The organism is Peribacillus butanolivorans (genome assembly GCF_001273755.1).
In the GTDB taxonomy this organism is placed as follows: domain Bacteria; phylum Bacillota; class Bacilli; order Bacillales; family DSM-1321; genus Peribacillus; species Peribacillus butanolivorans.
The window spans coordinates 3296030-3311277 of sequence record NZ_LGYA01000001.1; the positions used below are offsets into that span (position 1 = coordinate 3296030).

The 15248-nt window shown below is 38.7% G+C and carries 17 protein-coding genes; 3 read left to right on the forward strand and 14 right to left on the reverse strand.

Annotated elements, in window-relative coordinates:
- Positions 1 to 52: 52 nt before the first annotated feature.
- Together scpB and AKG34_RS15135 are read right to left on the reverse strand one after the other, a co-directional pair.
- Positions 53 to 634 (reverse strand): SMC-Scp complex subunit ScpB, encoded by a 582-nt coding sequence (gene scpB, locus AKG34_RS15130; RefSeq protein WP_053346834.1) that lies wholly within the window; start codon positions 632 to 634, stop codon positions 53 to 55.
- Positions 621 to 1388 (reverse strand): segregation/condensation protein A, encoded by a 768-nt coding sequence (locus tag AKG34_RS15135; protein ID WP_053346835.1) that lies wholly within the window; start codon positions 1386 to 1388, stop codon positions 621 to 623. The genes scpB and AKG34_RS15135 overlap by 14 nt, the downstream gene beginning before the upstream one ends.
- Before the next feature lie 218 nt (positions 1389 to 1606).
- On the opposite strand from AKG34_RS15135, the gene AKG34_RS27085 reads away from it, so the two are divergent.
- Positions 1607 to 1690, forward strand: coding sequence for a YjcZ family sporulation protein (locus tag AKG34_RS27085; RefSeq protein WP_083450810.1), 84 nt, complete (start codon positions 1607 to 1609; stop codon positions 1688 to 1690).
- Between the two features lie 163 nt (positions 1691 to 1853).
- Positions 1854 to 2504, forward strand: coding sequence for a DUF309 domain-containing protein (locus tag AKG34_RS27090; RefSeq protein ID WP_083450811.1), 651 nt, complete (start codon positions 1854 to 1856; stop codon positions 2502 to 2504).
- Here AKG34_RS27090 and AKG34_RS15140 read toward each other — a convergent pair.
- A complete protein-coding gene (locus tag AKG34_RS15140; RefSeq protein WP_053346836.1) occupies positions 2416 to 2760 on the reverse strand; it encodes a GNAT family N-acetyltransferase in 345 nt (114 codons plus the stop codon). The two genes, AKG34_RS27090 and AKG34_RS15140, sit on opposite strands and share 89 nt — an antisense overlap.
- Positions 2761 to 3347: 587 nt before the next feature.
- Between AKG34_RS15140 and AKG34_RS15145 the strand changes: the two genes are divergently transcribed.
- Entirely contained in the window at positions 3348 to 4217 is an 870-nt protein-coding gene (locus AKG34_RS15145) for a DUF1002 domain-containing protein (RefSeq protein ID WP_053346837.1), read from the forward strand.
- 42 nt (positions 4218 to 4259) lie between these two features.
- Here the strand turns inward: AKG34_RS15145 and lysA are convergent, their stop codons facing one another.
- The 11 genes from lysA to AKG34_RS15200 all read right to left on the reverse strand — a co-directional run bounded on the left by lysA (position 4260) and on the right by AKG34_RS15200 (position 15225).
- On the reverse strand, positions 4260 to 5588 hold the full coding sequence (gene lysA / locus AKG34_RS15150; RefSeq protein WP_053346838.1) for a diaminopimelate decarboxylase: 1329 nt from the start codon (positions 5586 to 5588) through the stop codon (positions 4260 to 4262).
- 303 nt (positions 5589 to 5891) lie between these two features.
- Positions 5892 to 7358 carry a spore germination protein gene (locus tag AKG34_RS15155; RefSeq protein ID WP_053348128.1) on the reverse strand — a complete coding sequence of 489 codons (1467 nt, stop codon included), beginning with the start codon at positions 7356 to 7358 and terminating at the stop codon, positions 5892 to 5894.
- Positions 7339 to 7944: a stage V sporulation protein SpoVABEA gene (locus tag AKG34_RS15160; protein ID WP_053346839.1), complete on the reverse strand. Its 606-nt coding sequence runs from the start codon at positions 7942 to 7944 to the stop codon at positions 7339 to 7341. The genes AKG34_RS15155 and AKG34_RS15160 overlap by 20 nt, the downstream gene beginning before the upstream one ends.
- A 40-nt stretch (positions 7945 to 7984) precedes the next feature.
- Complete coding sequence (locus AKG34_RS15165) at positions 7985 to 8407, reverse strand: stage V sporulation protein AB (RefSeq protein WP_053346840.1); 423 nt, start codon at positions 8405 to 8407, stop codon at positions 7985 to 7987.
- Positions 8397 to 9017 (reverse strand): stage V sporulation protein AA, encoded by a 621-nt coding sequence (locus AKG34_RS15170; protein ID WP_152952369.1) that lies wholly within the window; start codon positions 9015 to 9017, stop codon positions 8397 to 8399. Before AKG34_RS15170 ends, AKG34_RS15165 begins: the two co-directional genes overlap by 11 nt.
- A gap of 163 nt (positions 9018 to 9180) precedes the next feature.
- Positions 9181 to 10476, reverse strand: a complete 1296-nt coding sequence (locus AKG34_RS15175; RefSeq protein WP_407946261.1) for an NCS2 family permease — start codon at positions 10474 to 10476, stop codon at positions 9181 to 9183.
- Positions 10477 to 10804: 328 nt separating this feature from the next.
- The gene (gene sigF / locus AKG34_RS15180) at positions 10805 to 11572 is read right to left on the reverse strand and encodes an RNA polymerase sporulation sigma factor SigF (RefSeq protein WP_053346843.1); all 768 of its coding nucleotides are present in this window, start codon (positions 11570 to 11572) and stop codon (positions 10805 to 10807) included.
- A 13-nt stretch (positions 11573 to 11585) separates the two neighbouring features.
- A complete protein-coding gene (gene spoIIAB, locus AKG34_RS15185) occupies positions 11586 to 12026 on the reverse strand; it encodes an anti-sigma F factor (RefSeq protein WP_053346844.1) in 441 nt (146 codons plus the stop codon).
- Position 12027: 1 nt separating this feature from the next.
- On the reverse strand, positions 12028 to 12378 hold the full coding sequence (spoIIAA, locus tag AKG34_RS15190) for an anti-sigma F factor antagonist (RefSeq protein WP_053346845.1): 351 nt from the start codon (positions 12376 to 12378) through the stop codon (positions 12028 to 12030).
- A gap of 131 nt (positions 12379 to 12509) precedes the next feature.
- The gene (locus tag AKG34_RS15195) at positions 12510 to 13676 is read right to left on the reverse strand and encodes a D-alanyl-D-alanine carboxypeptidase family protein (protein WP_053346846.1); all 1167 of its coding nucleotides are present in this window, start codon (positions 13674 to 13676) and stop codon (positions 12510 to 12512) included.
- Between the two features lie 244 nt (positions 13677 to 13920).
- Entirely contained in the window at positions 13921 to 15225 is a 1305-nt protein-coding gene (locus AKG34_RS15200; protein ID WP_053346847.1) for a pyrimidine-nucleoside phosphorylase, read from the reverse strand.
- Between the last annotated feature and the right edge of the window lie 23 nt (positions 15226 to 15248).

The following is a 15248-nucleotide window of genomic DNA, read 5'->3' on the forward strand; positions in this document are numbered from 1 at the left end:
AAATCCCCCCGTATTCAGTTTTTTCTATATTATCACAATTTAAAGAAAAATGTCATTCGATTGTTTGTTGAAATTTCTCAAAAAACAAATCTGCTTCACCATTTTCGAAGCTTTCTTCTGAATTATCGGAGAGTGGCGGCAATTCTTTAATTGAGTTTAGACCGAAATAATCCAAAAACTCTTTCGTTGTCCCATATAAATAAGCCCGACCAGACCCCTCAGCACGTCCGACCTCTTTTATTAACACTTTAGTGACAAGTGTATGAATCGGCCGTTCCGTTTTGACACCGCGAATTTCATCAATCTCAGCTCTCGTAATTGGCTGCTTATACGCGATGATTGCGAGTGTTTCCAAAGCAGCCTGTGATAAACCTTGAGTACTTGAAGTTTCTACAAGTTTTTTTAAATAATCCGAGTGTTCTTTTTTTGTAGTCATTTGAAACACACCTGCTATTTCAATCACTTGAACCCCTCGTACATCCGATATATATTCTTCCTTTAAGCTTTCAATGATGTCTGTTGCTTGATATTCTGTAATTTCTAGGACAGAGGCAATTTGTTTGACTGAGAGGCCTTCATCTCCAGCAGCAAACAATAATGCCTCAAGAATCCCCTTCCAATTAATAACTTCCAACTGGTTCTACACCTTCCTTAGCTGCAATCATAATTTCCGAAAAATTATCTTCTTGTTCAACGATTATTTCATTTTGTTTCATTAGTTCCAATACCGCCATAAAAGTAATGACGATATGCTCCTTAACCGGGTGTGAAAAGAGCTCAAAAAAGCTTTTTTTTCCTTTAAATGATTGTAACTCAATCATGATTTCATCCATGCGTTTTTCAATTGATATCTCTTGTTTCGTCACTTTTGTATATAGGGGCTTTTGAATTTTTTGCCTTCGCAGTAGTTTTTGCAGAGCGCCCAACATATCGTATAGACTGATATTCAACTCTTGTTTTTCATTTTCCGTTTCTTTTACATAAACAGATAAATCACTTGGCGGTTTTGTAAACATCAAGCTTCGTTCTTCTTCCAACCCCTTAAATTCTTCTGCAGCATTTTTATACTTTTTATATTCTAATAGTTTTTCCACAAGCTCGTCCCGTGGATCTTCTTCAAATAGTTCTCCATCTTCATCAATCAATTGTTCATCTTCATGCTTGGGTAGCAACATTTTACTTTTGATAGCAAGTAGTGTCGCAGCCATTACTAAATATTCACTGGCCACATCTAATTCAAGATGCTGCATCGTATGAATATAGCCTAAATATTGCTCTGTGATATCAGCCATTGGAATATCATAGATGTCTATTTCAAGACGGTTTATCAAATGAAGGAGTAAATCCATCGGACCTTCAAAAGCATCAATTTTAATATTATAACCCATAAAAATACCCCATTTAAATCTAATTGGCCAATGTTAGGCCTGTTTCTTTTACTAATCAAGTATAGTGGATTACCGGCCTTTATCCAATAATAATAATTTGCGGCACTTAGAAAAGTTCTTATAAGGGATTTGTGTTAATTGGGTCAGTGCCCAATCACATTTGTAAAATTAACATAACCTAGGAATGTAAGAATACCAGAACAAAGGAGGAACTTATTATGGGTTTTGGGCATGGCGGCGGATTTGCGTTTATTGTAGTATTGTTCATTTTGTTAATTATTGTCGGTGCTTCTTGGTGTTAATTGAAGACTGATGAATCAAGCTGATTGCATAGCAATCAGCTTTCCTTATTTTCCAGTGTAATTTTCTATGATAAACTAAAAAGTGTATACACGCCCGGTGTAAAGCTGGTTAAAATGGCTTTTCTACCTTAAATGAACCCATCAAACAAAAGGGGTGCTCAAATTGAATTACCCGAAAGACTACCTGTCTTTCCTTGTCCATTTTCATGGCACTAGGGATTACTTTGAATGTCACGAAATTCTTGAAGAATACTGGAAGGATACTGCTCCAAAAGAGCGTGACTCGCATTGGGTCGGGCTGATTCAAATTGCAGTTGCCCTATATCACGACCGTAGAGGCAACAATCAAGGTGCAACAAGGACCCTTGCTAAAGCCATCGCCAATCTCCGTTCGAAAAAAGTAGAGCTGCAGCAGTTGGGCCTCGATCCTGAAGAACTGCTCAATTTGCTTCAGAACACCTATGCACGTATGTTGTCTAAAAAACCATATGAAAGCATCAATCTTCCGATAACGGATCAAGAGTTGACTGTACAATGCCAAGCCATATGCAGCCAAGAAGGATACATATGGTGCACAGATAGTGACATGGCTAATTTATCTTTAATAGACAAGCATCTAAAGCGTGACCGTTCAGATGTTATATCAGAAAGGGCTCGACAATTATCCCTCCGAAAAAATAGAGGACCACTCTTAAGAGTGGTCCTCTATTTTTGCTCTCATGGTTTTAAGCTTCTTCACATTTGTCAAGGAAGCTTTCCGTATATTCATTTGCTTTTAATTCTTTGTCAGGATATTGCTCCTTTAGAGCCCTGACCATGGCTTTACCGATACCTTGCTTTCGAAAAGATGGATTAACAGATACATGTTGAATCTCAATGTGATTTGGAGAGACTTCTATTCCGATCAAGCCTGTAATCTCCTCATCTTTCCATAAGAACAACTGTAGATTTTCATCTGTTTCGTAATTCTTCATCGTATTCCGAAGCGTTTTTATCTCTTTTTCATTTGGCATGAAAGATAATAATCCCATGGCAAACTTCTCATAACTTTTCTTATACTTAATCAACATAATATCCCTCGTTACTAAATAACGTTTTTATTATCTAACTGTTTCTAAATTAATTAGCTTTGAATAATAATCCCTACTTATAACATTTCCATCATACATAAAATCTTCTTTCGTTTCAACATCACTTTCAGCACTTGATTTATAGATCTCCTATGTGCTAGGCGATGAACAGCCAATATACGATTCCCCACATCAAAGCGATAACAAGCATCATAAGTAAAAGAGTTTTATTACTTTTCCTCATCCCATACTCCCTTTATTCAATGGTCTAAATATTTAAATAACGAATTCATTTTACTATAACTTAGCACAATCTGACAAATACCCCTTGCAAACTTGCATTGGATTTACTACATTGATAAAGTAAACTTAGGATTCATAGTGTGTCTCACAGGTATATTAGACAAGGATACAATCACTTTTCGTCGTTAGTAAGAACATTTGCTATTTTCGACGAAATAAATATTTTTTATAAAACTGTATCTTTTTTACCTTTTGGTTCGTCCAATACTATGAAACTTTTATTTAAAGCGGTGCTCTTTAAATAAAAGAATACAATTCAGCAGGAAATGTTAAGGAGGATAACTATGAAAAAAATGAAAAAATGGGTCATTGTGACCATTTTATTATGCCTATTATTGCCATATAAAGCTTTTGCGGACGCAGCTGTTGGTGAAATGATCGTCACACTGGGGGAAAATTTGACAAAAGAACAAAAAAGTATGCTATTGTCAGAAATGAAAGCTCCTGATGACGTTGAGGTTTTAACGGTTACTAATGCAGAGGAACATGAATATTTAGGGGATTATATTGCTAGCCGGCTAATTGGCACAAAAGCGATTTCATCCTCTGCTATTACATTAGAAGAAAAAGGTACTGGCATTAAGTTGGAGTCGAAAAACATTAACTGGGTTACTGATGAAATGTATATCAATGCTCTGGCGACTGCTGGAGTAAAAGATGCCACCGTCTATGTCACTGCACCGATACCAGTTTCAGGTACAGCTGCTTTAACAGGAGTCATAAAAGCGTATGAGATTTCTTCCGATAAAACAATTCCGGAGGATGTGAAGCAAGCAGCTAATGAAGAAATGGTGAAGACAGCTAAATTGGGCGATGAAATCGGTACAGAGGAAGCCTCTGCACTCGTAACAAAAATCAAAGAAGAAATGGCCAAAAACCCACCGACTACGTCTGAAGAAGTCCGCCAGGTTGTCGAATCGTCTGCAAATGAACTTGGAGTTGTCTTAAATGAAGATCAAAAGCAAAGTTTGATTGATTTATTTAATAAGCTAAAAGAATTGAATATTGATTGGAACGCTGTTGGTGATCAGCTGACAGCAGCAAAAGATAAACTGTCCGATTTCCTTGGATCCGAAGAAGGACAATCATTTTTAGATAAATTGAAAGAAGTTTTCATTAGTTTAATAGACGCAATCAAATCATTTTTTAACTGATTTAGATAAAAAAAGAGGATGGCCATATGCCATCCTCTTTTCTTACTCCTTATTCATAACGGCTGCTTCTTGAAGGGCCAAATCCAAATGGATAAGATCTTCGAAGGTTTCGCGTTTAATGACTAAACGAGCTTCTCTATCTTCGACGAAGACTACGGCCGGCCTCGGAATCCGGTTGTAATTATTGGACATCGAATATCCATAAGCCCCTGTGCAAAAGACTGCCAATACATCCCCTCGTCCTGCTTTTGGCAAAGGTAAATCCCAAATCAACATATCTCCGCTTTCACAGCATTTCCCAGCAATGGACACTGTTTCTTCTACTGGATCAAGCGGACGATTGGCAAGAATTGCATCATACTTAGCCTCATATAGAGCTGGACGAATATTATCACTCATCCCACCATCAACGGCTAAATATTTACGTACATTAGGTACTTCCTTTTCAGAACCGACTTTATATAAAGTCACACCAGCGTCGCCGACTAATGAACGGCCAGGTTCAATCCAAATTTCCGGCATCTCCAAATCAGAATTAGCAACCAGGTTCTGCACTTCCCTAACGATTTCTTCTACATATTGAGAAGCTGGAAGAGGGTCGTCCTCTTCGGTATATCTGATTCCAAATCCGCCTCCAAGATTCAATACCTTTGGCTGGAAATCTATTGATTTATGCCAATTTTTTAGCTTGCCGATAATTTTTTGAGCGGCAAGCAGGAAGCCAGTCGTTTGAAAGATCTGCGAACCAATATGGCAGTGCAATCCTAATACTTCTATCCATTTACTTTGTAATGCTTGTCTAAGGGCCTCTTCAGCCTGACCGTTAATAAGATCAAAGCCAAATTTCGAATCTTCCTGCCCTGTTAAAATATAATCATGCGTATGCGCTTCAATACCTGGAGTCACACGAAGAAGGATTTTCACCTTTTGTTCTCGCTGTGTACAAATCTCCTCTAACAATGTCAGCTCTGAAAAATTATCGACTACAATACAGCCGATTTTATAATCCAAGGCCATATGTAGCTCTTCTTCACTTTTGTTGTTTCCATGAAAGTGAATACGGTCAGTTGGAAAATTAGCTTTGATTGCGGTATACAATTCTCCCGCTGAGACAACATCGAGAGAAAGGCCCTCTTGATCAGCCAACTGAATCATTGCAATCGAAGAAAAAGCTTTACTCGCATAGGCGACTTGAGCCGAAATTCCCAATTCCTCAAATGTTCGCTTGAATCCTCTAGCACGCTGGCGAATTAACTCTACATCATAAACATATAATGGCGTTCCAAATTGTTCAATCAATTCGATTGTGTCCACTCCGCCAATCTCCAGATGTCCACGTTCATTGACACGACCGGTTCCGTACAAATGCATGATAGCCTCACCTTCCTGACTTAAAACTAACGATTAATAAGAAATGAGACAGCCTCAAAGAGAGTTCTCACTTATGTAAGCGAAAAAAATTCTCCCTCTATGAAAAAGCCCCATCCAAATTAATCGATTATCCCGAATAAAAATGTTTTCTATCCTTTATTATCAAACAAACTGCTTAGTAGTTCGAAGGGAAAGCCAGATTGGTTTAACTTCAAAGAGACATAAAAGATCTTTCCCTTTGTGAAGCCTGAACATTACTGCTTTATCCGAATAAAATTAAATTACCACAACTTTTCGACAACATCAACCTTTAGATTTTCTAGGCTGCCTATATATATCCTGGGGATGTACAATACTCGGACGTTCTATAGAACCTGGATAAGGTCTTCTAAATATTATATGAGACAAAGCCTTCGGCTGAAACGGGAGAAGTGGCCATAAATAAGGTGTATTTAACGTTTTTATACTGGTAAGCAAAATAATATAAAGTGTGATCCCTATAATTAAGCCCGGCACTTTAAATAAAGCAACTAACACAACCAGCACTAAACGGGAAATTTTATTCGCAACCCCTAGTTCTAAACTAGGAGTGACAAATGTACCGATTGTCGCTACGGAAGCGTAGAGCACCACTTCAGGGACAAATAGGCCAACATCTATTGCTATCTGTCCTATCAAAACTGCCGCAACCAAGCCCATTGCCGTAGAAAGCGGGGTCGGGGTATGAACGGCAGCCATCCTTAAAAATTCTATCCCAATATCAGAAATAAAGATTTGGACAATAATCGGTATATGCGTTTTATCATTCGGCCCGATAAATTCAAGCTTATCGGGGAGAAGGGACGGTTCTAACGAAAACAATAACCAAATCGGCAGCAAATATATCGAAACGAAAATCCCGAAAAAACGCACCCAGCGCACCAAGGTTCCAACAGCAGGTGCCTGCCGATACTCCTCAGCGTGTTGCATGTGATGAAAAAGAGTGGACGGGGTAATGATGACACTCGGTGAAGTATCCACATAAATAAGGACATGCCCCTCAAGTAAATGCGTTGCCGCTACATCAGCACGCTCCGTGTATCTTACAAGCGGGTACGGGTTATATCCTTGCTTGACGATAAACTCTTCAATCGTCTTATCCGCCATCGTTATGCCATCAACTTCTATACTTTCCAATTCCTTGCGTACGACTTTTATTAAATCCGGATCGGCAATATCTTTAATGTATCCGATTGCTATATCCGTTTTCGAACGTTCCCCCACCTTCAAAATTTCAAAACGTAATCTTTCATCCCGAATTCTCCGTCTGGTTATCGCAGTATTTATGATGATATTTTCGACAAAACCATCCCTGGATCCACGGACCACCTTTTCCGTTTCAGGCTCCATTGGTTGCCTTCCAGGATAACTCCTGACATCTACAACCAACCCCATTGCTTTGCCATCGACAACGATAACTATCAAACCGGACAATACTTGATCAACAAGCTCATCCAACGTACTTATTTCTTCAACAGATTGGTGGACAACCAAGTTTTTGATTGCTTCAAACACTTTTGTCGTCATGATTTCAGTATTTTTGTTATGGATTAGCGAGTCAAGAATTCCAAGGATGTACTCTGTATCCGTCAACCCGTTCACATAGTAAAGATGTACATCTTTTTTTAAGACCTTTATTCTTCTTACCCCTAAGTCAAAGCTGACGCCAAGACCGACTTTTTCTTCCATGAACGCGTCTACTTCCGCTACTCTATTCGGAATCGGTTTCATGTTTTGAGGATTTTCTGAAGCCACTATGACCGCTCCTTTCCAAAATAAGTTCCACTGCAAGCTTCGTGATTGGTGCTCCTTTTTTAAAATCATCTTGATGGGACATTTTCCCGATATCCCCTATCCCCACCACTATCGGAACATTTAATTCATCGATGCAATACACTGTATCGCCTGTTATCTTTCCTAGTTCAAATTCCTGGGCCCCGTATTTATCAACTCCGTTTGGTGTTAAATTCCCATCCCGGTCAATACATACATCTACCTTTGTCCATTCTTCCCTCCTTGTCTTTGAAGCAACTGCAATAACCCCAAGGACATCTATATCAGGATGGCCGGCAACCACCTTCATCGCCTGTTCTCCGTATCCTTCACCGATGAAACCACTATCATCAAACATAACCAGTACAGGATCATACTTTGCCTTTTTTATTAATTTAACTAGCTCATTGCCCGAATAACGGGATGGATTACCTTGGGACATAGAGATGCACCGTCCCCCTATTTCCTTAGCTACAAGCTGGACAGCCCGTTTTGCATACTCATCTCCATCCGTTATCATTATCACTTTTCGTTTGGTCACCATCTTGGCCCTTCTTTCATCATCAGGAATAGTACTTAAGAACTTACAAATCGACAAAATAAATCCATTGGAATAAAGAACCGGCTATCTTCCCTAATACGAGTGCCATTAACAGATAAATAATCTTCTCTTGAATTCCGATTCGTTTAGAAAGAATCGGAAAAACATTCAATACTTCAGTCAAGGCAGCAGCCAGCATCCCATTAAAAATCCCATCTGCTAAGCCAATCGGAATTAATAAAAAATGATGCAGGAAAAATTTCGTTTCCTGTAAGCCTAACCATGTTCCAGCGACAACACCTGCAATAATTGCTCCTTCATAGTAATGAATCATTTTCATCGTTTTCGTCAACTGAGTCAGTCTCGGTATCACTCCAAGTACAGTCAAAAACGCTACAAAACCGGCACCTGTTGCAAAACCTCCAGCTAAACCGACAAAGATTCCGAAGATAATTTTACCTGTCATCAAGATCGCGCACGTTTTCCTTATTTTCATTCATGGTGACATAACGGTCTAAATCCTGCTGGTAATTGAACATTTCAACTTCGAGCGGACTAGGTTCCTCATTAAAGCGTTTTTTAAAAAAGTGATTAAAAAATAAAATCATTCCTATGCCAAGTCCGAAGCTATAAGGTATCTGTATTAATAGTGGCTTTTCATCTAGCTTCCCTGTTATTAACGTAAAGACTTTTTGATGGACTTCCCCCATACTGACATCAACATGGAAATTCATAATTGTCATCCCAGCTCCAATAAATAATAAGAACCAGACTAGAGCAAAAGTCAGGTAAGACATTTTCTTTTTTGAATATATGACTTCTATGATGGTCTGGGATGGCCCAAATGTCTGCACTTCAATTTGCGGATCCACTTTACGAATGGCCATGATAAGTTGAGCCAAATCAATGACAATAATATTCTTATCTTCCTTCTTGACCGTTAATAAAAAGGTCTCTTCAATTATTTGAATCACTTCTTCAGGTCCGATTATCCTTGCAATATCTTTAATCCTCACCGTTTGATTTCCCTTTACTTGTACACGGTTCCTCATCCTGATATATACAACTGCCATTATCATCACATCCCGACCTTTTATTTCCTTATGATAGTAGTATGGATTGGAAACACAGTGAAAATGCAGGAAGTAACGGATGTCCAAATATTACTAATACAAGGGTGAAAGAAAACAAAAAAGACATGCTGAATGACAGCATGTCTTTTTTGTTTACATTATTAACTTAATGAGTTGGGAAAAAAATCAGTTGAACTAAAAATATCAATCCAAAAATATAAATAAGTGGATGAACTGATTTTCCTTTTCCACTAAATAACTTCATAAGGGGATATGTTATGAATCCAATTGCAATCCCCGTTGATATGCTTGAAGTAAGAGGCATCGTTAAAATAATCGCAAATGCCGGAAATGCATCATCAAACATTTTCCAATTGACTTTAGCTAAACCTTCCATCATAAAACAACCTACGATAATCAAAACAGGTGCAGTGATTGCTGAAACTGAAGAAATGGCCGAGATCAATGGAGAAAAGAAAATAGATGCTGCAAACAAGATAGCTACCACCGTGGCTGTTAAACCAGTACGGCCTCCTGCTGCCACACCTGTGCTAGATTCAACATATGCTGTGGAAGGACTTGTTCCAAACAAAGAGCCAATTGTCGTCGCAATTGCATCTCCTAAAAATGCTTTTTTCGCACGAGGTATTTTCCCGTCCTTCGTTAAACCTGCCTGCTCCGTTACTCCAATCAATGTACCTGTCGTATCAAAGATTGTCACAAGTAAAAAGGCAAAAACAACTGAATATAGAGAGTTCGTAAAGACCCCAGAGATATCGATATCGAAAAATACCGGTGTAGGCGGCACAGATAGCACTCCATTAAAGTTGAGAAGACCGATAAAGTAGCCAATGACTGCCGTAATGATCATCCCAATAAAAATTGCTCCTTTAACATTGCGTGCCATTAAAATTAACGTTATAAATAAACCTGCAATTGCTAAAACTGTTCCATGTTGATGCAAGTCGCCAAGCGTAACCATAGTTGAATCATTCGGTACGACGATTCCCGCGTTTTTCAATCCGATAAACGCGATGAATAAACCAATTCCAGAGGTGATTCCATATTTTAATGAATTCGGAATGGCATCAATTATCATTTTGCGCAAGCTCGTTACACTTATCAATAAAAATAACAAGCCTGCGATGAAAACTGTTCCAAATACGGTTTGGTATGAAAGACCTTGCGCACCAACTACACTAGCAAAATAAGCATTCAAGCCCATCCCCGGTGCAATCGCAATTGGATATTTTGCGACCAACCCCATAATAAGGGTACCTATAACAGCAGATATGACTGTTGCCATAAAGACTTGTTCAAATGGAATTCCGATTGAGGATAATAAAGCCGGATTCACAATAAGGATATAAACCATAGTTAAAAATGTCGTAACACCCGCCATAACTTCAGTACGGACATCCGTCCCATTTTCTTTTAGGGAGAAAAACCTTTCTAAAAACATCATTTAGACCTCCAGATCTAAAGGAAACACCGATACAATCGTTTGCATGCGAAGACAAAGGTGTCCTAAAATTGTACTGCATCTACACTTTTTTCAGATTAACCATATTCGTTGAATGAAAGATAAAAAACGAATGAAAAGCGCGACCTTTACTATAATATTCGTTTTTAATTCTAAATTCAACTAAAAAATTTCATCCCCTCTCTTATTTCCGTAAATTCCCATTACCCTCAAACTACTATGGGCTCCTTTTTAATATGATTAGAGTCTTTTTACCTTTTCCTAAAACCCAAATTTTTCTCAAATCAAATAAAAAAAACCACATGAATCACTGATTCATGTGGTTTTTCATCTGCTGGAGAATTTTCTTTTCCAGCCGTGACACCTGTACTTGGGATATGCCAAGTCTTGCTGCTACTTCCGATTGCGTCTGGTCTTTATAGTACCTCAGGAAAACAATTAGTCTTTCACGTTCATTCAATTCATGGATGGCTTCTTTTAAAGCGATTTGGTCAAACCATGATGTTTCATTATTGTCAGCAATCTGGTCAAGAAGAGTAATCGGGTCGCCATCATTTTCATAAACCGTTTCATGGATGGAAGAAGGACTTCGACTAGCCTCTTGGGCCATGATAATTTCCTCTGGTGACAGCTCAAGATGTTCCGCCAATTCATTGACAGTTGGAACACGGCCGTACGTTTTTGAAAGTTCCTCTTTGGCTCTACGAATTTTATTTGCCATTTCCTTTAAAGAACGGCTTACTTTTACAGTTCCATCATCACGGATAAAACGTTGAATCTCTCCAATGATCATTGGTACAGCATACGTAGAGAATTTCACTTCAAACGATAAGTCAAATTTATCTACGGACTTCAAAAGTCCAATGCAGCCAATCTGGTATAAATCATCCGGTTCATAACCTCGATTGAGGAATCTCTGTACTACGGACCAGACAAGTCTTAGATTGCTATTGACAATCAAGTTTCTTGCGTCCTGGTCACCGCTCTGGCTGCGTTGGATTAAATTCCGTAATTCCTCATCTTTTAAATGGGGCTGGCCTTTTTTGCTCTTCTCTTTTTTAACCTCCACATCCATATGCAAGTCTCCCTTAATTGCACAAAGCTCTGCTTGTAGTTAAGTGCTTTTTTAATCGAATGATCGTACCTTCACCCTTATGGGAAATAATATTGATCTCATCCATGAAGTTTTCCATAATGGTGAATCCCATACCGGAACGTTCAAGTTCAGGTTTTGTCGTAAATAGTGGCTGTTTAGCTTCCTCAACGTCTTCAATGCCCAGTCCTTCATCACGGATGGTCAATTCTACAGTATCACCTTCAATAATCACGGAAATGTAGACCCATCCTTCCGGGTCACTCTCGTACCCATGAATAATCGAATTCGTAACTGCTTCTGACACGACAGTCTTGATCTCTGTCAATTCATCCATTGTTGGATCTAACTGGGCAATAAAAGCCGCAACTGTAACCCTGGCAAAAGATTCATTTTGGCTTAGTGCAGAAAATTTCGTTTCCATTTTATTTTTCATCTTAGGCAACCCCCAGTCTTTGCAAAGCGTTTTTTTCGGATAGTTCCATTTTAACAATTTTAAACAACCCTGACATCTCAAATAACCGCTTTACTGCTGGAGAAATTGCGCAGACGACCATTTCACCCTGTTTATTGTTTACCTGCTTATAACGCCCTAAAATAACACCGAGTCCTGAACTGTCCATAAAATGTAGTTCTTCTAAGTTAAGAATAATGTGCTTGATGTTATGCTTTTGAATTGCTGCCTCTGCCTGTTTTTTCAATTTTTCTGCTGTATGATGATCTAAATCACCTTTGAGACGAATGCATAATACACGATCTTTCGCCTCCATATTAATCGTAAGACTCATTATATACAGCCTCCTTCACTGTCTTATAAAGAGTCAAATTCTCTTTTTCTCCTGCAGATTCCTTCTTCATAGCAAAACTAGTGGGCATTCGCCTAAATTAGTACATTTATCAGGTAATGCGACAATTTATTCTATTTGACTTGAGTAAACATGCCGAAAGCCCGTTTATACAATTGCCACCAACTAGCTTTTTCAACAGTTTCCTTCGCAACAATTGGCGATTCGACATACACCTTACCGTTTTTCTTTAATTCAAGCGTACCAATTTGATCGCCTTTTTTGATTGGTGCATTCAAATCTTTATTAAGAGTAATTTTTTTTGTGAAATCCTTCGCTGTTCCGTTCTTGGTTGTCAAAACTGAAATAGGTTCACTTGTTACTCCTATAACCATTTTCTTGTGACCTTTACTTACCTTTGATTCTCCTAACATCTCGCCTCGTTTATATATAGGGTATGTGATGTATTGTGAAAAAGCATAATCAAGCATTTTGGTAACCTGCGCATTTCGTTCCTTCGGAGATGCTGCTCCGAAAACGACGGCAATGACCCGCATATTCCCTTTTTTCGCTGTAGCCGTCAGGCAATACTTCGCTTCATTTGTAAATCCTGTTTTTAGCCCATCTACCCCGGGATAAAATTTCACTAATCGGTTCGTGTTAACAAGCCAGAATTTCTTTTCGGTATTTTCACGGAGATAGTCCTCATATGTACCCGTGAACCTTGTAATTGTATCGTATTTCAATAACTCCTTCGCCATGATGGACATATCATAAGCCGAGCTGTAATGATCTTTAACAGGAAGGCCTGTCACATTTTGAAACTTCGTGTTTTTTAGCCCGAGATCTTTCGCTTTTTTGTTCATTTTCTTAACAAACTCTTCTTCAGATCCCGCAATGCGTTCCGCCATCGCCACCGATGCATCATTCGCCGAACCAATCGAGATGCCTTTAAGCATTTGCTCCGTGGTCATTTCTTCACCTGGCTCGAGGAAGATTTGAGAACCACCCATCGACGCTGCATACTCACTTGTCCTGATTTTTTCCTTCATGGTAAGTTCGCCTTTATCGATTGCTTCCATGATTAGCAGCATCGTCATGATCTTGGTCATACTTGCCGGTGAAAGACGATCATCTGCGTTTTTATCATACAATACGGTACCTGTATCCCGTTCAATTAAAATAGCAGATTTAGCATTAGCCGCTAAGTCGATTCCTTTATCTTCCGCTGCTTTTGTATGTGGGATGCTAAAACCAGCAGCTATTAATACGGTTAAAAATAGAGAAAGAATCCGCTTCATCTCCATACCCTCCAATCTTTATATGATTTATTTTTTCCATTACACCCATTTTTATACAAATAAGTTCATTTAAAGATAAATTTTGTAAATATAGGATTTATTAGGAAAATTAACACAAAAATAAAAAGAGGATGCGCATAGGCATCCTCTTTTTAAAATCATGGGATTATTTTAGCTACATAAGCTAGCTAAGGTTACAAAAAGGTCACTCACTAAAAAAAAGAGCAACATTTTTGAAGTTACATTATTCCATAATCTCTTTATAGATAAGCGTAGGTTTTTCAACTTTTTCTTTCGAGATAGATATGTTTTCATACAATTTTTCTTTTACTTCTGAAACATCTTCAAAATTACTGTAAATCGTCACTAGAGATTCACCTTTTGCCACGACTTCTCCGATTTTTTTACGGAGTACTAGCCCAACTGCTAGGTCAATTTCTGATTCCTTGGTCGCTCGTCCGGCTCCTAAAAGCATAGCCGCTGTTCCAACTTCATCGGCAACGATTTTTGATACATATCCATCTTCTTTTGCTTCAAGCTCAAAAGTATAGGCAGCCTGCGGAAGTTTTTCGGGCTGATCTACAACCGAACCATCGCCTCCCTGCGCTTCTAAGAAAACCTTAAATGAGTTAAGAGCAGAACCATCTTTAATAGCGTTTTCAAGCAGGGTTCTAGCTTCTTCAAGCGAGCTTGCCTTTTTAGCAAGGAACACCATATGACTGCCTAGTGTTAAAGAAAGTTCCGTTAAATCTTCCGGACCTTCACCTTTAAGCGTATCGATTGCTTCTTTCACTTCTAAAGCATTTCCGATTGCGTAACCTAGCGGCTGGCTCATATCTGAAATTACAGCCATCGTATTTCGCCCAACATTATTCCCGATGCTCACCATTGCACGAGCTAATTCTTCTGAGTCTTCGAGAGTTTTCATGAATGCTCCTGCACCAGTTTTCACATCAAGTACAATTGCATCGGCACCAGCAGCGATTTTTTTACTCATAATTGAACCAGCAATCAAGCCGATGCTGTTAACAGTAGCCGTTACATCGCGCAATGCATATAACTTTTTATCCGCTGGTGTTAAGTTACCACTTTGACCAATGACAGCTATTTTATTTTTATTCACAAGTCGTATAAACTCATCATTTTCTATTTCCACATGAAAACCTGTAACAGATTCCAATTTATCAATTGTTCCACCAGTATGGCCAAGACCGCGTCCTGACATCTTCGCTACCGGAACTCCAACTGCAGCCACTAAAGGTCCAAGAACAAGTGTTGTCGTATCACCAACACCTCCAGTGGAATGCTTATCAACCTTAACGCCTTCAATCATAGTTAAATCAATTTGATCGCCCGATTCAACCATAGCCATGGTTAAATCAGCACGTTCTTGCTCATTCATACCTTTGAAATAAACGGCCATTGACCAAGCACTCATTTGGTAATCAGGAATCGTTCCATCAGTAAACCCTTGGATAATGAACTGAATTTCTTCCGTAGAAAGAGCCTTACCATCACGTTTTTTCTCGATTAGATCTACCATTCTCATATTAGATTCCCCGCTTTTTTAAA